This is a genomic window from Streptomyces sp. NPDC031479 (assembly GCF_055581065.1).
Genome location: NZ_JBVIKC010000031.1, coordinates 1 through 19,251, shown reverse-complemented (window position 1 = coordinate 19,251; position 19,251 = coordinate 1). Strand labels below are relative to the sequence as shown.

At 72.8% G+C, this 19,251-nt stretch carries 15 protein-coding genes; 8 read left to right on the top strand and 7 right to left on the bottom strand.

Annotation, left to right across the window (positions count from 1 at the left end; genetic code table 11):
- Nucleotides 1-385 precede the first annotated feature (385 nt).
- Complete coding sequence (secA, locus tag ACZ5D2_RS28085; protein WP_371678302.1) at nt 386-3,190, bottom strand: preprotein translocase subunit SecA; 2,805 nt, start codon at nt 3,188-3,190, stop codon at nt 386-388.
- 227 nt (nt 3,191-3,417) lie between these two features.
- Between secA and ACZ5D2_RS28080 the strand changes: the two genes are divergently transcribed.
- Nucleotides 3,418-4,002, top strand: coding sequence for a GNAT family N-acetyltransferase (locus tag ACZ5D2_RS28080; protein ID WP_371678301.1), 585 nt, complete (start codon nt 3,418-3,420; stop codon nt 4,000-4,002).
- A 34-nt stretch (nt 4,003-4,036) separates the two neighbouring features.
- Complete coding sequence (locus ACZ5D2_RS28075) at nt 4,037-5,224, top strand: winged helix-turn-helix domain-containing protein (RefSeq protein WP_468933039.1); 1,188 nt, start codon at nt 4,037-4,039, stop codon at nt 5,222-5,224.
- A 21-nt stretch (nt 5,225-5,245) separates the two neighbouring features.
- On the opposite strand, the gene ACZ5D2_RS28070 is transcribed toward ACZ5D2_RS28075, so the two are convergent.
- The 6 genes from ACZ5D2_RS28070 to mtrA form a co-directional block, all read right to left on the bottom strand.
- Nucleotides 5,246-5,995: a response regulator gene (locus tag ACZ5D2_RS28070; RefSeq protein WP_266839364.1), complete on the bottom strand. Its 750-nt coding sequence runs from the start codon at nt 5,993-5,995 to the stop codon at nt 5,246-5,248.
- Between the two features lie 228 nt (nt 5,996-6,223).
- The gene (gene hpf / locus ACZ5D2_RS28065) at nt 6,224-6,919 is read right to left on the bottom strand and encodes a ribosome hibernation-promoting factor, HPF/YfiA family (RefSeq protein WP_371678299.1); all 696 of its coding nucleotides are present in this window, start codon (nt 6,917-6,919) and stop codon (nt 6,224-6,226) included.
- Between the two features lie 364 nt (nt 6,920-7,283).
- Complete coding sequence (locus tag ACZ5D2_RS28060) at nt 7,284-8,066, bottom strand: ComF family protein (protein ID WP_468933035.1); 783 nt, start codon at nt 8,064-8,066, stop codon at nt 7,284-7,286.
- Between the two features lie 117 nt (nt 8,067-8,183).
- Nucleotides 8,184-10,076, bottom strand: a complete 1,893-nt coding sequence (locus tag ACZ5D2_RS28055) for an LpqB family beta-propeller domain-containing protein (RefSeq protein WP_371678296.1) — start codon at nt 10,074-10,076, stop codon at nt 8,184-8,186.
- Nucleotides 10,063-12,027: an MtrAB system histidine kinase MtrB gene (mtrB, locus tag ACZ5D2_RS28050; RefSeq protein ID WP_371678295.1), complete on the bottom strand. Its 1,965-nt coding sequence runs from the start codon at nt 12,025-12,027 to the stop codon at nt 10,063-10,065. Before mtrB ends, ACZ5D2_RS28055 begins: the two co-directional genes overlap by 14 nt.
- 1 nt (nt 12,028) lies before the next feature.
- The gene (mtrA, locus tag ACZ5D2_RS28045; RefSeq protein WP_356224172.1) at nt 12,029-12,718 is read right to left on the bottom strand and encodes a two-component system response regulator MtrA; all 690 of its coding nucleotides are present in this window, start codon (nt 12,716-12,718) and stop codon (nt 12,029-12,031) included.
- A 234-nt stretch (nt 12,719-12,952) separates the two neighbouring features.
- On the opposite strand from mtrA, the gene ACZ5D2_RS28040 reads away from it, so the two are divergent.
- From ACZ5D2_RS28040 to ACZ5D2_RS28015, 6 genes are all read left to right on the top strand, one after another.
- A complete protein-coding gene (locus ACZ5D2_RS28040; RefSeq protein ID WP_371678294.1) occupies nt 12,953-14,182 on the top strand; it encodes a hypothetical protein in 1,230 nt (409 codons plus the stop codon).
- Nucleotides 14,183-14,186: 4 nt separating this feature from the next.
- Entirely contained in the window at nt 14,187-14,870 is a 684-nt protein-coding gene (locus ACZ5D2_RS28035; RefSeq protein ID WP_468933142.1) for a DUF4129 domain-containing protein, read from the top strand.
- Nucleotides 14,867-16,180 (top strand): DUF4350 domain-containing protein, encoded by a 1,314-nt coding sequence (locus ACZ5D2_RS28030; RefSeq protein ID WP_468933029.1) that lies wholly within the window; start codon nt 14,867-14,869, stop codon nt 16,178-16,180. Before ACZ5D2_RS28035 ends, ACZ5D2_RS28030 begins: the two co-directional genes overlap by 4 nt.
- A complete protein-coding gene (locus tag ACZ5D2_RS28025; protein WP_371678292.1) occupies nt 16,177-17,139 on the top strand; it encodes an AAA family ATPase in 963 nt (320 codons plus the stop codon). The genes ACZ5D2_RS28030 and ACZ5D2_RS28025 overlap by 4 nt, the downstream gene beginning before the upstream one ends.
- Complete coding sequence (locus ACZ5D2_RS28020) at nt 17,139-18,449, top strand: DUF58 domain-containing protein (RefSeq protein WP_468933025.1); 1,311 nt, start codon at nt 17,139-17,141, stop codon at nt 18,447-18,449. The genes ACZ5D2_RS28025 and ACZ5D2_RS28020 overlap by 1 nt, the downstream gene beginning before the upstream one ends.
- Before the next feature lie 77 nt (nt 18,450-18,526).
- The gene (locus tag ACZ5D2_RS28015) at nt 18,527-19,123 is read left to right on the top strand and encodes a Uma2 family endonuclease (protein ID WP_371678289.1); all 597 of its coding nucleotides are present in this window, start codon (nt 18,527-18,529) and stop codon (nt 19,121-19,123) included.
- Nucleotides 19,124-19,251 lie beyond the last annotated feature (128 nt).

Sequence of the window (19,251 nt, the reverse complement as noted above, 5' to 3'; positions counted from 1 at the left end):
CGGGCCCGGCGGCGGTACCGGGCGGTCACTCTGTGTGGTGTTTCTACGGCCCCCGGCCACGCTCGGCAATCACCGCCCCGGGCCCGCGCACGGCCGCCCCCGCACCACCTATCCGGGTGACCGTGCGCCCGCGCGCGGCGGTGGTCCCGGCACGGTCCCCGGGCCGGGCGCGGGGCATGGCCGGGCCGGCCTCACCCGGGGCCCCGGAACCCCTCCGGACGGACGCCCGCACCCACCCCCCGTACCCCCCGATGGGCGACTCCCCCTCACCCACCCGGCCGTACCTCCGGCAACGGCGCCGCACCCGCCACGCGACGCGGCCGGGGCCGGACACCCACAGGTGTCCGGCCCCGGCCGGTGGTGTTGCCACGAACCCCGAGCGGGGTTACTTCTTGCGCCGACGCCCGCCGGAGGCCTTCTGCGCCTTGCGCCGCTCCGCCCGCGTCATCCCGTCCCCGCCGTCACCGGCGGAGCCGTCCGCGTCGAACTCGCCCTCGACGACCCCGCCCTCGCCGTCCACCGACGGCGCGGAGAAGTGCAGCCGGTCCGGACGCTGCGGGGCGTCCAGCCCCTTGGCCCGGATCTCGGGACGTGCGGCCCCGACCGGCTCCTTCGTCATGGACGGCGCCGCGGCCTGCACCGGAACCTCCTCGACCTGCTGCTCGACCTGGACCTCCAGGTTGAACAGGTAGCCGACGGACTCCTCCTTGATGCCCTCCATCATGGCGTTGAACATGTCGAAGCCCTCGCGCTGGTACTCGACCAGCGGGTCCTTCTGGGCCATCGCCCGCAGGCCGATGCCCTCCTGGAGGTAGTCCATCTCGTACAGGTGCTCACGCCACTTGCGGTCCAGCACCGACAGCACCACGCGCCGCTCCAGCTCACGCATGACGTCGGAGCCGAGCGCCTTCTCGCGCGCCGCGTACTGCTCGTGGATGTCGTCCTTGACGGACTCGGCGATGAACTCGGCGGTGATGCCCGCGCGGTCGCCGGCGGCCTCCTCCAGCTCCTCCACCGTCACCTTGATCGGGTAGAGCTGCCGGAAGGCGCCCCACAGCCGGTCCAGGTCCCACTCCTCGGCGAAGCCCTCGACCGTCTCGGCCGCGATGTACGCGTCGATCGTGTCGTCCATGAAGAAGACGACCTGCTCGTGCAGGTCCTCGCCCTCCAGGACGCGGCGGCGCTCGCCGTAGATGACCTCGCGCTGGCTGTTGAGGACCTCGTCGTACTTCAGGACGTTCTTGCGGGTCTCGAAGTTCTGCGTCTCGACCTGCGACTGTGCCGAGGCGATGGCCCGCGTGACCATCTTGTTCTCGATCGGCACGTCGTCCGGCACGTTCGCCATCGCCATGACCCGCTCGACCATCTGCGCCTTGAACAGGCGCATCAGGTCGTCGCCCAGCGACAGGTAGAAGCGGGACTCGCCCGGGTCGCCCTGACGGCCGGAGCGGCCGCGCAGCTGGTTGTCGATACGGCGCGACTCGTGCCGCTCGGTGCCCAGCACGTACAGCCCGCCGAGCTCCTTGACCTCTTCGAACTCGGCCTTCACGGCCGCCTCTGCCCGCTTGAGCGCCTCGGGCAGGGCGTGCGCCCACTCCTCGATGTGCTCCTCCGGGTCGAGGCCGCGCTGGCGCAGCTCCGCCTCGGCGAGGTCGTCCGGGTTGCCGCCGAGCTTGATGTCGGTACCGCGGCCGGCCATGTTCGTGGCGACCGTGACCGCGCCGCGGCGGCCGGCCTGGGCGACGATCGACGCCTCGCGCTCGTGCTGCTTGGCGTTCAGCACCTCGTGCGGGATGCCCCGCTTCGACAGCTGCTGGGAGAGGTACTCGGACTTCTCGACCGACGTCGTGCCGACGAGGATCGGCTGGCCCTTCTCGTGCTTCTCCGCGATGTCGTCGACGACCGCCGCGAACTTGGCGACCTCGGTGCGGTAGATCAGGTCGGGCTGGTCCTTGCGCTGCATCGACCGGTTCGTCGGGATCGGCACGACGCCCAGCTTGTAGATCTGGTGGAACTCGGCGGCCTCGGTCATGGCCGTACCGGTCATGCCCGACAGCTTCGAGTACAGGCGGAAGAAGTTCTGCAGGGTGATCGTGGCGAGGGTCTGGTTCTCGTCCTTGATGTCCACCCCTTCCTTCGCCTCGATCGCCTGGTGCATGCCCTCGTTGTAGCGGCGGCCGGCGAGGATGCGGCCGGTGTGCTCGTCGACGATCATGACTTCGCCGTCGATGACGACGTAGTCCTTGTCGATCTTGAAGAGTTCCTTGGCCTTGATCGCGTTGTTGAGGTACCCGACGAGGGGGGTGTTCACCGACTCGTACAGGTTCTCGATGCCGAGCCAGTCCTCGACCTTCGCGACACCGGCCTCGTGGATGCCGACGGTGCGCTTCTTCTCGTCGACCTCGTAGTCGCCGGTCTCCTCGATGCCCTTGAGCGGCTGCCCGGCCTCGCCCTTGGTCAGCCGGGTGACCAGCTTGGCGAAGTCCGCGTACCACTTGGTGGCCTGGTCGGCCGGACCGGAGATGATCAGCGGGGTACGGGCCTCGTCGACGAGGATCGAGTCGACCTCGTCGACCACGGCGAAGTTGTGGCCGCGCTGCACCAGCTCGTCCTGCGACCACGCCATGTTGTCGCGCAGGTAGTCGAAGCCGAACTCGTTGTTCGTGCCGTACGTGATGTCGCTGCTGTACTGCTCCCGGCGCTGGGCCGGGGACATGTTCGCCAGGATGCAGCCGATCGACAGGCCCAGGAACTTGTGGACCCGGCCCATCATCTCGGAGTCGCGCTCGGCGAGGTAGTCGTTCACCGTGATCAGGTGGACGCCCTTGCCGGACAGCGCGTTCAGGTACGCCGGCAGCGTGCCGACGAGGGTCTTGCCCTCACCGGTCTTCATCTCGGCGACGTAGCCGAGGTGCAGCGCGGCGCCACCCATGATCTGGACGTCGTAGTGCCGCTGGCCGAGCACTCGCTTCGCGGCCTCGCGAACGGTCGCGAAGGCCTCGGGCAGCAGGTCGTCCAGGCTCTCGCCGTCCTGGTAGCGCTGCTTGTACTCGTCCGTGAGCGCACGCAACTCGGCGTCGGAGAGGTTGACGAAGTCCTCTTCGATGGAGTTGACCTGGTCCGCGATGCGGTGCAGTTTGCGCAGGATCTTGCCTTCGCCTGCACGCATGAGCTTGTTGAAGACGGACACCGAGGTTTGTCTCCTTGCCGGTCGGGCCTGGGCACTGTTCGTAACCGGGCACGGCAGGTGGGCCCCACCGCAACGGCCATCGTAAGCGAGGACGTGGTCGCGCCGGGAGGTCCGCCGTGTCCGCAGGGCACGGGTGCCCGGAATGAGAACGTGTGGACCGGGCCGAAGGTGCCGGGCCGGACGAAAACTGCTCGCCCGCCGTCCCCCCGGACGGCCACAATCCGTCCATGGAACCCACGACGCTGCGCACGACCCGCCTGGACCTGCGGCCCTTCGCCCCGTCGGACGAGGACGAGGTGTACGCCGCCGCCCAGGACCCGGACATCCAACGCTGGACCATGGTCCCCTCCCCCTACGAACGCGCGCACGCGAAGACCTTCGTGAACGAGCTGGTACCCACCGGCTGGCGCGAGGAGACGGGCTTCCCCTTCGCGGTCCGCCTCGGCGCCGGCGGCCCGCTGGTCGCGGCCGTCGGCGTCTACGTGCACACGGCGTTCGGGGAGAAGTCGTACGAGGTCGGCTACTGGGCGACCCGGGAGCACCGCGGCAACGGCTACATGGCCGAGGCCCTGGACGGCGTCGCCCGCTGGGCCTTCACCGAGCTCGGCGCCGTACGGCTGGAATGGCGCGCCGAGGTCGGCAACGAGGGCTCCCGGGCCGTCGCCGAGAAGGCCGGCTTCCGCTTCGAGGGCACCCTGCGGGCCGCCCTGCTGCGCAACGGCACCGCCCGCGACTGCTGGATCGGCGCCGTGCTCCCCTCCGACCTCGGCCTGACCCCCGCGCTGCCGCACCTCCCCGACCGGCAGCCCTGACCCGTTGTCGGTGGGGCCGCCTAGGCTGCCCACCATGACCAGCAGCCCCGCCGGCGCGCCGCAGCCGTCCGTGTCCCTGTCCGCCGACGAGGCCCGCCGCATCGCCCTGCGCGCGCAGGGCTTCCTCGGCGCGCCCGACCGCCGGGGAGGGGTCCGCGGAGTGCTGCGCCACCTGGGCGCCGTACAGCTGGACACGATCTCGGTGCTGGCCCGCTCGCACGAGCTGATCCCGTACGCGCGCCTCGGCGCGGTCGGCCGGGACACCGTGGAGAAGGCCTACTGGAGCGACAACCACGCCTTCGAGTACTGGTCGCACGCGGCGTGCATCCTGCCGATCGAGGAGTGGCCGCACTTCGCGTTCCGCCGCCGGGTCAAGCGGGCGCACGGCTACCGCTGGCACAGGATGAAGGACCGGGAGGGTTCCTGCGCCCTGGTCCTGGACCGGCTGAAGGCGGACGGCCCGCTCACCTCCACCGAGCTGGGCGGCGCGAAGAACGGCGGCCCCTGGTGGGACTGGTCCGAAACCAAGATCGCGGTGGAGTGGCTGCTCGACACCGGTGACGTGGTCTGCTCGGAGCGGCGCGGCTGGAAGCGGGTCTACGACCTCGCCGAGCGGGTCGTCCCGGACGCCCTGCTCCACGACGACCTGGACGACCACGAGTGCCTGCGCCGGCTCGTGGCCCTGGCCGGGCGGTCCCTGGGCGTCGGCACCCGCGCCGACATCGCCGACTACCACCGCCTCAAGGGCGAGCAGTTCGACGCGGTGGTGGCGGATTCCGGGCTGGTCCCGGTGGCGGTGGAGGGCTGGGCCAAGCCCGCCTGGGCCGATCCGGCCGCCCTGGCCGTGGCCCCCGCGGGCCGCCACCGCACCACCCTGCTGTCCCCGTTCGACTCGCTCGTGTGGGACCGCCCCCGCACCGAGCGGATCTTCGGCTTCACGCACAAGCTGGAGGCCTACGTCCCCAAACCGCAGCGGATCCACGGCTACTTCGCGATGCCGCTGCTGGCCGGGGGCCGGCTCCGGGGCCGGGTGGACCCGGGCCGCGAGGGCGCCACGCTGGTGGCCCGCCAGCTCTCGCTGACGACCCCGAAGGCGGCGCCCGCGATGGCCCGCGCCCTGCGGGAGGCGGCGGAGTGGGTCGGCTGCGACGCGGTCCGCGTCGAACGCGCCTCCTCGCCCGCGGAGGCCGCAGCGGTCACGGCGGAGCTGGACGCGCTCTAGGGCCGGAACCCCGGCCCGCGGCTAGCGGATCTCCAGGATCTTCTCGCGCATCGCGTAGACGACCGCTTCCATCCGCGAGTGCAGCTGCAGCTTCTCCAGGATGTTGCGCACGTGGTTCTTGACGGTGTTCTCGGAGATGAACAGCTGCTTGGCGATGTCCCGGTTGTTCATCCCCGTGGCCACCAGCTTCAGCACCTCCAGCTCGCGGTCCGTCAGCCGCGGCGCGGGCACCAGTCTGCGCTCGTCGGTGCGCTGGATCATCGACTTGAACTCGGTCAGCAGCTTCGACGCCATCGAGGGGCTGATCTGCGACTGCCCGTCCGCCACGGCGCGGATCGCCGTGGCGACCTCGTCCGTGGAGATCTCCTTCAGCAGGTAGCCCGTCGCGCCGGCCTTGATCGCGTCGTAGAGGTCCGCCTCCTCGTCGCTGATCGTCAGCATGATGATCTTCGCGGAGGGGGCCACCTCCTTGATCGAGGTGCACGCCTCGATCCCGCCCCTGCGCGGCATCCGCACGTCCATCAGCACGATGTCCGGCAGCAGGTCGGCGGCCTTGTCCACCGCCTCCGCCCCGTCCCCGGCCTCGCCGACGACCTGGATGTCCTCCTCCTGCGCGAGGACGATCTCCAGGCCGCGCCGGAAGAGGGCGTGGTCGTCGACCACGAGCACCCGGATGGGCTCCCCGGCCGGATCCGCCGCCGGGTCCGCCGGGTCCGCCGCACGACAGCCCGCGCCGTCGTCACCGCGTACCGGCCCGAAGGTGTCCGCCATCGTTCCTCCCCCTGCATGTGCTCAGCCGCTGGGCCAATCCGGCGGGAGCGGCCGCCGGTTGACTGCCCGCCATGATTCCATGCCCGGATGACCGGAAGGGGGTCCACGGGAGCCCGTCTGGCTCATACACGCCACTACCGGCCACCAGCCGATGACTACCGGCCACCGCACTCACACAGGTGCCCCTGCGGATCGCCGGGGCGTTCCGCAGGGGCAACGGATGGATGATCAGCCGCCCAGCGCGCCGCCCGCGCCCGCGGCCGGTTCGTCCGAGCTGGAGGCCCCGTCGGCGTTCAGGTGGACGACGCCGTAGTCGTAGGCGTGACGGCGGTAGACGACGCTGGGCATCTTGGTCTCGGAGTCGACGAACAGATAGAAGTCGTGTCCGACCAGTTCCATTTCGAACAGGGCCTGGTCGAGCGACATGGGGCCGGCCGAGTGGGTCTTCTCGCGGACGATGAGCGGGCCTTCGCCCTGCACTTCCAGGGAACCGATCCGGGTGGTCGGGATCCCGTCCGCCTTCTCCTCACCGACCGGCTCGCCGTTGCCGTTGAGCGTGGCGACGCCCGGCACCGTGTCGACGACCTCGGCCGCCGAAAGCCGTCCGTTGCCACGGCGGGTGAACCGCTTGTCGTGCTGCTTGCGCAGCCGGGCCTCCAGCTTGTCCTGGGCGAGGTCGAGCGCCGCGTACGGGTCGGCGGCGGCGGCCTCGGCCCGGATCACCGGGCCCCGCGAACGCAGGGTGATCTCCACGCGGTCGGAACGGTCGGCCTGGCGCGGGTTGTGCTCCTTGGACACCTCGACGTCCAAGCTGATCACCTTGGCGTCGAGCTTCTGGATCCGCTCCGGATTCAGCTTCTCGGCCACGTGCTTGCGGAACCGCTCGGGCACCTCGGTCTTGCGGCCCTTGACGACGATGTCCACGCAGAACTCCGTTCCCGGAGAGCCCCGCCGACAGTGGCGAAGCGCTCCCTTTCGCACCAGGCCCCGGTGAACACCGGAGCCTCGGACTTGGCGACTTTCACCTCCTCCTCCCCCATCGGCAAGATCCACATCCCACCGACTCGGGAGTAGAGAGAAACCCCCTGAACAGGCACTGACACAAGGTTGGCAATAAAACGGGCGGACTGGTGCTCCGGTACCCGGTGCCCAAGGATCGCCAGTTCCTCACAACCGAACATATCCCTCAAAGCCGGTTGTCGGCACCCGCTACCGGAACGTACCTCCGTTCAGGTGGCCGTTCCCTCTTACTACCTGCAACGATGCGCATTCCCCGGCAGTTCCAAATCTATTCACAAGATTTTTGCTCTGTACGAGTTGCCGACCGGATCCGCACGAAGGAGTCCGCCGGCGCCGCGACCACAGCCGCCTCCGCCACCCCCAGACCCGCCGCCCGCAGCGCCCGCGCGGCCTCGGCGAGCGTGGCCCCGGTGGTGATCACGTCGTCGACCAGGACGATCCGCGCCCCGGCCGTCACCCGGGCCCCGCCGCGGCACACCTCCAGGGCCCCCGCCAGGTTCTCCAGCCGCTCCCGCGCCCCCAGGCCCGCCTGGTCCGCGACCCGTCGGCGCAGCCGCAGTACGGGCGCCACGCGGGCGGCCGCACCCGCCCGGCGCAACCGCCCCGACGCGGCCAGGGCGATCCGCCGCGCCGGATCGTGCCCGCGCGCCCGCACGGCCCGCCGCGCCGAGGGCACCGGCACCAGCACCAGCTCTCCCGCCCCGGACCCGCCCGCCGGGTCCCGGGACCCGTCCGGGGACCCGCCAAGCGGCCCGCCGCCCCGGAGCACCGCCGCCGCCAGGGCCGCGCCCAGGGGGGCCGCCAGGGGCAGCGCCCCGCGTTCCTTGTGGGCCAGCAGGACTGCCCGTACGGCCCCCTCGTACCGCGCCCCCGCGTGCACACCGGGCAGCCCGATCGGGCCCGCCCGCCGCGCCGCGGGACGCACCGGCCCCGCGCCGGCCCCGCTCAGCGCGTCCCGGCAGCGCGGGCACAGCACGGCCCGCGCCGCCCCGCAGCCCGCGCAGTCACCCGGCAGCACCAGCCCGGCCAGCTCCTGCCACCACCCCCGCATGCCTCCACCCCCGCATGCCTCCACCCCCGCATGCCACCACCCTGCCCGGCGCCCACCGACCGCGCGACCCCTGTGGACAACCGCCCGGCGTGGCCGCGGACCGGCCGGCCCCGGGGCTCAGCCCGGGTAGACCGGGGCCTTTCCGCCCGCCGCCACCGTGCGCCACTGCGCCCCCGGCGGCAGCCACACGATCCCGTCCTCGCCGGAGAAGGCCACCACCGGCTTCGAGTCGTCGTCGGCCGCCGCGATCGCGGTCAGCCCGGTGGCCCCGGGCAGGCCCGCGGCCACCATCGAGCCGTCGGCCAGCATGTAACGGGCCTGGTCGACCCCGCCGCTCTCGCGGCCCACCACCAGCAGCCGGCCCCGCGGCGCCCAGCTCATCGCCGTGACCTCCGCCATCTGCGGGGCCGCGGGCCGCAGCTCCCGCACCGACAGCGGCGAGGTGTCCCCCTTGCCCTCGGGCCGCTCGATCCGTCCGATGTACAGGTTCTTGCGCCCGCCCTCCTTCTCGACGAGCAGCGCGATGCGCACCCCGTCCGAGGAGGCCTTCAGCGCGCTGATCCGCCCGCCGTCCAGCCCGGCGACGTCCACCTTCTGCGGGGTCCCGGTCCCGCCCGGGATCCGGTACAGGCCCTGGGTCTGCGGGTCGAGGTCCGCGATCCACAGGTCGCCCTGGGCGTCCCAGCTGGGCGGGGTCAGCTTGCCGGTCTTGCTGGTCAGCAGCGGCTGCGGCATCTGCCCGGCCGTCGTCAGCGTCACGACGTACAGCCCGTGCCCGTCGTCGGAGACGACCGCGGCCCGCTTCTCGTCGTACGCGATCGCCGCCGACCCCACCTTGAACGCGGCGGCCGTCGCCAGCGGCCCCGGCGCCACCTCCGGCTTGTCCTGCTGCTGCTCGTCGGCGTTGGCGTTGAGGACCATCCGGACCAGCTTGGAGTCCTTGTCCACGTAGTACTGGTGCTCCGGCGGCGCCGGCCGGCCGGCGATGGACGCGGCGGCCACGCCCGTCACCCAGCACAGCGAGGACTTGCCGTCGGAGCGCAGCAGTTCGACCCGGTCGAGCCGGGAGGCCGTCAGGTCCCGCACCGTGTACAGGAGTTGAGTGGCCATCTTCTGGCACTGCGGCTGCCCGACGTTGCTGCCCTTCTCGTTGAGCGGCACGCGCAGGGTGTTCTGGCCGTCGTAGGAAAGGGACTTGGTGCCTTCGCGCAGCGCCGTACCGCTGGGGAAGGCGGTGGAGACGACCGGGCCGAGCCACTTCGAGGGCCCGTCCAGCAGCGACTGCACGGTCTGCGTGGTCGGGTCCATCCGGGAGTCGGGATCACTGCGCTGGCGCACGTACACCGGATCGGCGACGAGCCTGCCGCCCGCGAAGTAGTACTTGTTCACCGGCTTGTAGATGCGCTGGAAGTCGGACTCGCTGAGCACCAGGCTGCTGGGCGGCGTCGAGATCCGCCACTGCTTGTTGACCTGGACCAGCTGCAGGAACTCCTCGTAGCGCTTGCCGCCGGTCTCCGGCTGGTACGCGCTGCGCTCGTCGACGGTCGCCAGCTTCTTGCCGGTGACCTTCCAGCGGGGCGAATCGGGGTCCTTCTCGCCCTCGACGCGCACCCGGTCGAGGCCGGCCGAGAGCACGGTGACGGCCGAGCCCGGCCGCCAGTCCTTCGCGGCGTCCTCGGTGAGGTACTTGCGGGCGGTGGCCAGCTGGGGGTCGTCGCTGGTCATGGCCTCCAGGAAGCCGTCGACGATGTCGGCGGGACTGGCCTTGTCGGCCGGCGGCGCGCCGAAGACCCGTACCTGGGAGTCGACGCCCTGCGAGGCATCCACCCGGCGGATCTCGCCGTGGTCGGGCATGGAGGCGCAGCCCGCCAGCAGCAGCCCGAAGGTACCGAGGACGGCGGCGGCCCGCACGCCCGCGGAACCCGCGCGCCGCACGCCCCGCACCCGGTCCCCGGGCTCGGCGCGCCCCGCACCCCGTACGTACGCCGACGCGCGCTCAGCGTCCTCCACCGGATCCATCCTCCTGTGCTGCTCCATGGTCGGCGGGCCGGGACACGACCCGGGCGCCGTTGCCGGGCAGCGCCGTCGGGTCGGCGGGCACCGGCTGGGCGGTGGTGACGGCCGGCCGCGGCGGGATCGGCGAACGGCCGTCCCGCTCGCCGGCCGCGCCGGTACGGGCGCCCGGCCCGCCGGACCCGTTGCCGCGCCCCGCGGCTTCGGCCACGGCCCGCGCCCGGTTGCCCCGGGAGTCCTCGGGCTCCAACGGGATCGGCGAACCGCGCAGCGGTTCGTCGGCGGTGCGCGGCAGGGTGAGGCGGAACTGCGAGCCGCCGCCGGGCTCGCCCCAGGCCTGGAGCCAGCCGCCGTGCAGCCGGGCGTCCTCGACGGCGATGGACAGGCCAAGGCCCGTACCGCCGGTCGTGCGCGCCCGCGCCGGGTCGGCGCGCCAGAACCGGTTGAAGACACGGGTGGCCTCGCCGGGCTTGAGCCCGACGCCGTAGTCGCGGACGGCCACCGCCACGGCCCCGCCCGCCGAGGCGAGCCGGACGATCACGTCACGGCCCTCGCCGTGCTCGACGGCGTTGACGACCAGGTTGCGCAGCACCCGCTCCACCCGCCGCGCGTCGGCCTCGGCTATCACCGGCTGGGTGTCGCCGAGGACCCGGATCCGGGTCCCCTTGTGCTCGGCCAGCGGCTCGGCGCCGTCGATGACCCGGCGCACGACGTCCCGCAGGTCGATGGGCTCCGCCTCCAGCGCGGCCGCTCCCGCGTCGAACCGGCTGATCTCCAGCAGGTCGGCGAGGAGGGACTCGAAGCGGTCGAGCTGCCCCGCGAGGAGCTCCGCGGACCGGGCGGTGACCGGGTCGAAGTCGGCGCGGGCGTCGTGGATCACGTCGGCGGCCATCCGGACCGTCGTCAGCGGGGTGCGCAGCTCGTGGGAGACGTCGGAGACGAAGCGGCGCTGCAGCCGGGACAGGTCCTCCAGCTGCTGGATCTTGTTCTGGAGGTTCTGGGCCATCTTGTTGAAGGCTTCGCCCAGACGGGCGATGTCGTCCTCGCCGGTGACCTTCATCCGCTCCTGGAGCCGCCCCGCCGAGAGCCGCTCGGCGATCCCGGCGGCCATCCGGACGGGGGTCACGACCTGGCGTACGACGAGCCAGGCGATGGCGCCGAGCAGCACGACCACGAACACGCCGGCGGTGGCGATGGTGACCTTGACCAGGTTGAGGGATTCCTCCTCCTGGGTGAGCGGGAACAGGTAGTACAGGTCGTACGGGTCCCCGTTGATGTCGGTCAGCCGCTTGCCGACGACCAGGGCCGGCTCCGGCGCCTTGTCCCCGCTGCCCGCGGTGTACCGGATCTGCCAGAAGGTCTTGAAGGTGCCGGTGCCGTGGTTGACGGACCTGCGCAGCGCCGACGGGACGCTCGCGGTCGGGTCCACGTTGCCGGAGGCGCGGGCACCCTTGACGCCCTGCGCGCCGGCCGCCTGCTCACCGGTGCCCGCACCGAGCGCGACCACCTCGAAGGCGGTCTGACCGCCACTGGCGAGCTGCTTGACCAGCGCGTTCATCCAGGTGCTGGCGTCCTGTCCGACCTTGTTGTCGGTGGTGTCGGCCCCGTCGGCCACGGACGGCGTGTTGGCCTTCTCCTGCGCGACCGCGAAGCCGCCCGCGGCCTGGCTCTGCGCGGCCTCCTCCTTGGCGTCCAGGAGACCCTTGCTGACCTGCGCGATGACCACGAAGCCCAGCGCCAGGACCACGGCGAGCGACATCAGCAGCGTCGCCGCGACGACCCTCAGCTGGATGTTGCGGCGCCACAGGCGGACAGCCGGAAGCAGCGGCCGGCGGACGAGACGTCCGAACAACCGCAACAGGGGGCCGCCGGGCGCTCCCTCCTGGAGCAGCCGGCCGCCCCTCAGGACTCCCCGTCGGGGGCCGCCCCGGGGCGTGCCGGGCTGCACGTCAGCTCGGTCCGGCCTTGTAGCCCACACCGCGGACCGTCACGACGATCTCGGGGCGCTCCGGATCCTTCTCGACCTTGGAGCGCAGCCGCTGTACGTGCACGTTGACCAGGCGGGTGTCCGCCGCGTGCCGGTAGCCCCAGACCTGCTCCAGCAGCACCTCGCGGGTGAACACCTGCCAGGGCTTGCGCGCGAGGGCGACCAGCAGGTCGAACTCCAGCGGGGTCAGGGCGATCGAGGTGCCGTCGCGCTTGACCGAGTGCCCGGCAACGTCGATGACCAGGTCACCGATGACCAGCTGCTCGGGCGCGGGCTCCTCCGACCGGCGCAGGCGCGCCCGGATACGGGCGACCAGCTCCTTCGGCTTGAACGGCTTGACGATGTAGTCGTCGGCCCCGGACTCCAGGCCCACCACCACGTCCACCGTGTCGCTCTTCGCCGTGAGCATGACGATCGGCACACCCGATTCGGCGCGGATCAGCCTGCAGACCTCTATGCCGTCCCGTCCGGGCAGCATGAGGTCGAGCAGCACCAGATCCGGCTTCGCCTCCCGGAAGGCAGCCAGCGCCTTGTCGCCGTCCGCTACGAACGACGGCTCAAAACCTTCTCCACGCAGCACAATGCCGAGCATCTCGGCCAGCGCGGTGTCGTCGTCGACGACAAGGACTCGTCCCTTCATGCTTGACATCATCCCATTAGCTAATCGTTACCTGGCGGTGAGCTGTCCCACAGCCAAAAGGGCTGGAAATCGCCCCTCGGACCTGCGTGGTGATCAGGACGACCAGTCTGCCCCGGATCCACGCGACAATTGAAGGGCGAGCGGCCCGGGAACCCGGGGGTACGGCCGGTTCGTTCCGTGGTCCCCGTGGCACGATGGCAGCCGACCAGCGCGCCGGCCGCGGCAGGTGCACGTGAAGGAGCGACGATGAACGACTCTCCGGGCTGGGCCACGCCCGGATCCCCGTCCGACGGCCAGGGCCCCGAAGGCGACCGGCCCGCCGCGCCGCCCGCCGCCGACGGCAAGTGGTCCGCCACCCAGCCGCCGCCCGGCCAGTGGTCGAGCCCGGCCGAGGGCGTGACCCCGCCCGCGGCCCCGGCGCCTCAGCAGCAGACCGGGTGGGGATCGTACGACTCCGGACCGCAGCAGCAGCCGGGCACGCCCCACGGCTCCCCGTACGCCCACCCCGGCGGCTGGGGCGGCCCGCCGCCCGCCGCCAAGCCCGGCGTCATCCCGCTGCGCCCCCTGGGCCTCGGCGAGATCCTCGACGGCGCCGTGAGCACCCTGCGCGGCCACTGGCGCCCCGTCCTCTCCGTCAGCCTGGTCGTCGCCGCCCTGACCCAGATCGCGCTGCTCTTCGTCCAGCGCGCCACCATGGGCAGCGCCGTGATCACCACCGACCCGACGCCGAGCGCCGCCGAGACGAGCAAGCTCCTCGGCGACACCGCGCTCCTGTACGGCGCCGAGTACTACCTGGAGATCCTCGGGCTGTTCCTGGTCACCGCCCTGCTCGCGCCCGTCGTCAGCCACGCCGTCCTCGGCCGGCCCTCCACGCTCTCCGCCACCCTGCGGGCCGTCCGCCCGCTGGCCCCGCGCCTGGCCGGCCTCATCGCCCTCCTGCTGCTGGGCGCCCTCGCCGCCGCCGTCCTGCCGGTGCTCCCCGGCATCCTCGCGGGCAGCGCCCCGCTGGCGGTCCTGGGCGTCCCCGTCTCCATGGTGCTCCTGGCCTGGTTCTACGTGACCTTCGTGCTGGCGCCGCCCGCGCTGATGCTGGAACGCGGCTCGGTCACCGACGCCCTCAAGCGCTCCGCCAAGCTGGTCCGCGGCTCGTGGTGGCGGATCTTCGGCATCAGCCTGCTGACCTGGCTGCTCCGGGGGATCACCTCGGCGATCATCGTCATGCCGTTCGCGGCCGTCGCCCTGTTCCTGGCCCCCGGCGGCCTCGGCTCCCTGCTCGACGGCTCCGCCACCACGGGCTGGACCTTCCTGATCATCGCCGCGATCGGATCGGTCGTCGGCGCCACCGTCACCCTGCCGATGCAGACGGGTGTCACCACCCTCCTCTACGTCGACCAGCGCATCCGCCGCGAGGCCCTGGACCTGGAACTCGCCCGGGCCGCCGGCCAGGACGGCGGCGGACCGGTCACCGGAGGCTGACGCCCTGATGAGCACGGGGGGACTCATCGTCACGGGCGCGGCGGCCCTGCTGCCGCGCGCCGAGACACCACCACTGACGACATCGCGCGAGGCTGCCCGCGAGGCGGCCGAACACGAGCTGTCCAAGCCGATGTACCACCAGGACGACCCGGGGCTCCTCCAGCGCGCCCTGGACCGCTTCTGGGAGTGGATAGGCGAGTTCCTCGACCGCGCCTCCGGAGCCACTCCGGGCGGCGGACTCGGCCTCCTCGCCATCGTCCTGCTCGTCGTCCTGGCCGTCGGCGCCCTGTGGTGGCGCCTGGGCACCCCCCGCCGCACCGCCACCGCCGCCGACACCCTCTTCGACGACGGCCCGCGCACCGCCGACGACCACCGCGCGGCCGCCGAGGCCCACGCCGCCGCCGGCCGCTGGACCGAGGCCGTCCAGGAACGCATGCGCGCCCTCGTCCGCTCCCTGGAGGAACGCACCCTCCTCGACCCCCGCCCCGGCCGCACCGCCGACGAGGCCGCCGCCGAAGCCGCCGCGTCCCTCCCCGGCCACGCCGCGGACCTGCGCGCCGCGGCCCGCGCCTTCGACGACGTCACCTACGGCGGCCGCTCCGGCGACCCCGGCACCTACGCCCGCCTGCGCGACCTCGACCTCACCCTGACCCGCACGAAGCCCCTCCTGACGGGCCCCACCCCATGACGCCCACCCCACCCGACCGCACCGACACCACGGCCGCCCCCGCCGGCCCCACCACCGGTCCCGACGCCGGTCCCATCGCGGGCGGCACCACCGGCAGCACCACCGGCGGCACCACGGGCGCCACCTCCACCGCCCTCACCCGCGCCCAGTTCTGGACCCGGGCCCGCGGCTTCCTCCTCGCGGCCGGCATCCTGCTCACCGCCGCCGTCGCCCTCGCCGGCCTCCAGGCGGGCGACCACCACGGCCGGCTCGACCCGCGCTCCGCCGACCCCGACGGCAGCCGTGCCCTCGCCCAGCTCCTCAAGGAACGCGGCGTCACCACCCGGGTGGTCACCAACGCCGCGGAGGCCGCGGCGGCAGCCGGCCCCGGCACCACCCTCCTCGTCGCCGACCCCGACCTGCTCGGCGAGCCCCAGCGCCGCGCCATCCGCTCGGCCATCGACCTCTCCGGCGGCCGCACCGTCCTCGTCGCCCCCGGCAGCACCGCCCTCCCCGAGCTGGCCCCCGCCGCCCGCACCAAGGGCTTCGCCCACCAGCGCGACCTCGACCCGGGCCACCCCGCCTGCGCCCTCCCCGCCGCCACCGCCGGCCGGGCCGGCACCGGCGACGGCCTCCGCTACACCACCGACCTCCCCGGGGCCACCGCCTGCTACCCCAGCGACGGACACCCCACCCTGCTCGTGCTCCCCAGCACCACCAAGGGCGGCGACACCGTCCTCCTCGGCTCCGAGACCTTCCTGCTCAACAAGCGCCTCGCCGACGAGGGCAACGCCTCCCTCGCCCTCCAGCTCCTCGGCTCCCGCCCGGAACTCGTCTGGTACCTGCCCACCCCCGCGGACATGTCCGCCGACCCCGGCACCGGCGCCGAGGACACCTCCCTCCTCGGCCTCGTCCCGGCCGGCTGGACCTGGGCCCTGCTCCAGCTGTTCGCCGCCGCGGCCCTCGCCGCCCTGTGGCGGGCCCGCAGGCTCGGACCCCTCGTCACCGAGAACCTTCCGGTCGCGATCCGCGCCTCCGAGGCCACCGAAGGCCGCGCCCGCCTCTACCGCAGGGCCGACGCCCGCGACCGCGCCGCGACCGTACTGCGCGCCGCCGCCCGCGAACGCCTCGCCCCCCTGGTCGGCGTACCGGCCCCGCAGGCCCACGACCCCGCGACCCTGGTCCCCGCCGTATCGGCCCGCCTCACCGCCGACGGACGCCCGAACGACCCGGCCGCCCTCCTCTTCGGTACCACCCCCGCCGACGACGCGGCACTCGTCGCGCTCGCCGACCACCTCGACGCCCTCGAAAGAGAGGTCCGCACCTCATGACGGCCACCACGGACAGCGCCCGTTCCTCCCTGGAAGCGCTCCGCACCGAGATCGCCAAGGCCGTGGTCGGCCAGGACTCCGCCGTCACCGGTCTCGTCGTCGCACTCCTGTGCCGGGGCCACGTCCTCCTCGAAGGCGTCCCCGGCGTCGCCAAGACCCTCCTGGTCCGCGCCCTCGCCGCCTCCCTCGAACTCGACACCAAGCGCGTCCAGTTCACCCCCGACCTGATGCCGGCCGATGTCACCGGCTCCCTCGTCTACGACGCCCGGACCGCCGAGTTCTCCTTCCAGGACGGCCCGGTCTTCACCAACCTCCTGCTCGCCGACGAGATCAACCGCACACCCCCCAAGACGCAGTCCTCGCTCCTCGAAGCGATGGAGGAACGCCAGGTCACCGTCGACGGCACCCCCCGCAAGCTGCCCGAGCCGTTCCTCGTCGCCGCCACCATGAACCCGGTCGAGTACGAGGGCACCTACCCCCTCCCCGAGGCCCAACTGGACCGCTTCCTCCTCAAGCTGACGGTCCCGCTGCCCTCCCGCGAGGACGAGATCGGCGTCCTGACCCGGCACGCCGCCGGCTTCGACCCGCGCGACCTGCACGGCGCGGGCATCCGCCCCGTCGCCGGCGCCCACGACCTGGAAGCCGCCCGCGAAGCCGTCGCCCGGACCACCGTCTCCCCCGAGATCACCGCCTACGTCGTCGACATCTGCCGCGCCACCCGCGAATCGCCCTCCCTCACCCTCGGCGTCTCCCCGCGCGGCGCGACCGCCCTGCTGGCCACCGCCCGCGCCTGGGCCTGGCTCACCGGCCGCGACTACGTCACCCCCGACGACGTGAAGGCCCTCGCCCTCCCCACCCTGCGCCACCGCGTGCAGCTCCGCCCCGAGGCCGAGATGGAGGGCGTCACCTCCGACAGCGTCATCTCGGCGATCCTCGCCCGCGTCCCGGTACCCCGCTGATGGCCCTCACCGGACGCGCCGCCCTGCTGGCGGCCCTCGGCAGCATCCCCGTCGGACTCCTCGGACCGAGCTGGACGGGCCTCCTCGCGGTCAACGGCTCCCTCGCCCTGGCCTGCGCCGTCGACTACGCCCTGGCGGCCCCCGTACGCACCCTGAAGCCGACCCGCTCGGGCGCCACCTCGGTCCGCCTCGGCGAGCCCGCCGACGTACACCTCACCCTCGCCAACCCGGGCACCCGCACGCTCCGCGCCGACGTCCGCGACGCCTGGCCGCCGAGCAGCTGGCCCTCCGGCACCGAGGCCGCCGCCTCCCGCCACTCCCTGACGCTCCCCGCGGGGGAACGCCGACGTCTGACCACCCGCCTGCGCCCCACCCGGCGCGGCGACCGCCGGGCGGACCGCGTCACGATCCGCTCCTACGGTCCCCTCCGCCTGCTCGCCCGCCAGGGCTCGCACACCGTCCCCTGGACGGTGCGGGTCCTGCCCCCCTTCACCAGCCGCAAGCACCTCCCGTCCCGCCTCGCCCGGCTGCGCGAACTGGACGGCCGCACCAGCGTCCTGACCCGCGGTGAGGGCACCGAGTTCGACAGCCTCCGGGACTACGTCCCCGGTGACGACACCCGCTCCATCGACTGGCGGGCCACCGCCCGCCGGAACACGGTCGCCGTGCGCACCTGGCGCCCGGAACGCGACCGGCACATCCTGATCTGCCTGGACACCGGCCGCACCGCCGCGGGCCGCGTCGGCGACGCCCCCCGCCTGGACTCCTCGATGGACGCGGCCCTGCTGCTGGCCGCCCTGGCCACCCGCGCCGGCGACCGCGTCGACCTGCTGGCCCACGACCGGCGTACGCGCGCCCAGATCCAGGGCCGCCCGGCCGCCGACACCCTCCCGGCCTTCGTGAACGCCATGGCCGGCCTCGAACCGGCACTGGTCGAGACGGATTCCCGGGCACTGGTCTCCACGATCCTGCGCAGCGCCCCGCGCCGCTCCCTGGTGGTCCTGCTGACCGGCCTGGACGCGGCCCCGATCGAGGAGGGCCTGCTCCCGCACCTCCCCCGCCTCACCCAGCGGCACACGGTGATCCTGGCCTCCGTGGCGGACCCCCACATCGCGCAGATGGCCGCCTCCCGCGGCTCCCTGGACGCCGTCTACGAGGCCGCCGCGGCCACCCAGACCCAGTCCCAGCGACTGCGCACGGCCGAGCAGCTCTCCCGCCACGGCGTCCACGTCGTCGACGCGACCCCGGACACCCTGGCTCCCGCCCTGGCCGACACCTACCTCTCCCTCAAGGCCGCCGGCCGCCTCTAGCCTCCCCGGACCGTCGCCCGCAGGCTTCACGGCACCGGGGCTGGATACCCTGGTCGGGCACCCACCAGGAGGACACCATGGCCGACCTCACCCCCGAGCAGATGCGCCGCATGCACGAGTTCGCGGAGCAGCTCGCGGAGCTGGCGGAGCACCAGGAAGACCAGTGGAAGGTGCAGACCACCGATGGTCAGATCTTCCTCACGATGATGAGCCCCACGGCTCCCCACGGACTCAACGTGGTGCGGCTGCGCCGCCAGATCGAGGCCCAGACCCCGGAGGTCATGGCCCTCAACGACACGAACATGGGCGATCCCCAGACCGGCCTGACCAAGGTCCCCGATCTCATGGTCATCGCGGAAGAGGACACCGATGACACGGCGAAGGTCGTCAACTCGCGCGATGTCCTGATGGTGGTGGAGGTCGTCTCACGCACGAACTCGCTCACCGACATCCGTGACAAGCTCCACGACTACCCGAGGATGGGCGTCCCGACGTATGTCGTGGTGGACCCCCGCAAGGACAAGAAGACCGTCACCGTGCACAGCGACCCCTCACAAGGACCCGACGGCATCCGCTACCGCAAGACGGTTCCCTACGCCTTCGGGGACACCGTCACCGCCGGCCGTTGGATCCTCGACACGACCGGCCTCAAGAGCTACCCCGCCGACTGGTGAAGAGGGCTGCGCCGGAATGCCCACCCCGGGTAACGGCCCGTAAACGCAGAAAAGCCCCGCACCATAAGGTGCGGGGCTTTCCCACAATGATTGTTCGGCGGCGTCCTACTCTCCCACAGGGTCCCCCC

Bases quoted from the DNA above. Each gene is read 5' to 3' on its own strand.
- ACZ5D2_RS28080 (WP_371678301.1), top strand. From the start codon at position 3,418: ATGGAACCCACGACGCTGCGCACGACCCGCCTGGACCTGCGGCCCTTC.
- ACZ5D2_RS28075 (WP_468933039.1), top strand. From the start codon at position 4,037: ATGACCAGCAGCCCCGCCGGCGCGCCGCAGCCGTCCGTGTCCCTGTCC.
- ACZ5D2_RS28070 (WP_266839364.1), bottom strand. From the start codon at position 5,995: ATGGCGGACACCTTCGGGCCGGTACGCGGTGACGACGGCGCGGGCTGT.
- ACZ5D2_RS28060 (WP_468933035.1), bottom strand. From the start codon at position 8,066: ATGCGGGGGTGGTGGCAGGAGCTGGCCGGGCTGGTGCTGCCGGGTGAC.
- mtrA (WP_356224172.1), bottom strand. From the start codon at position 12,718: ATGATGTCAAGCATGAAGGGACGAGTCCTTGTCGTCGACGACGACACC.
- ACZ5D2_RS28040 (WP_371678294.1), top strand. From the start codon at position 12,953: ATGAACGACTCTCCGGGCTGGGCCACGCCCGGATCCCCGTCCGACGGC.
- ACZ5D2_RS28030 (WP_468933029.1), top strand. From the start codon at position 14,867: ATGACGCCCACCCCACCCGACCGCACCGACACCACGGCCGCCCCCGCC.
- ACZ5D2_RS28025 (WP_371678292.1), top strand. From the start codon at position 16,177: ATGACGGCCACCACGGACAGCGCCCGTTCCTCCCTGGAAGCGCTCCGC.
- ACZ5D2_RS28020 (WP_468933025.1), top strand. From the start codon at position 17,139: ATGGCCCTCACCGGACGCGCCGCCCTGCTGGCGGCCCTCGGCAGCATC.
- ACZ5D2_RS28015 (WP_371678289.1), top strand. From the start codon at position 18,527: ATGGCCGACCTCACCCCCGAGCAGATGCGCCGCATGCACGAGTTCGCG.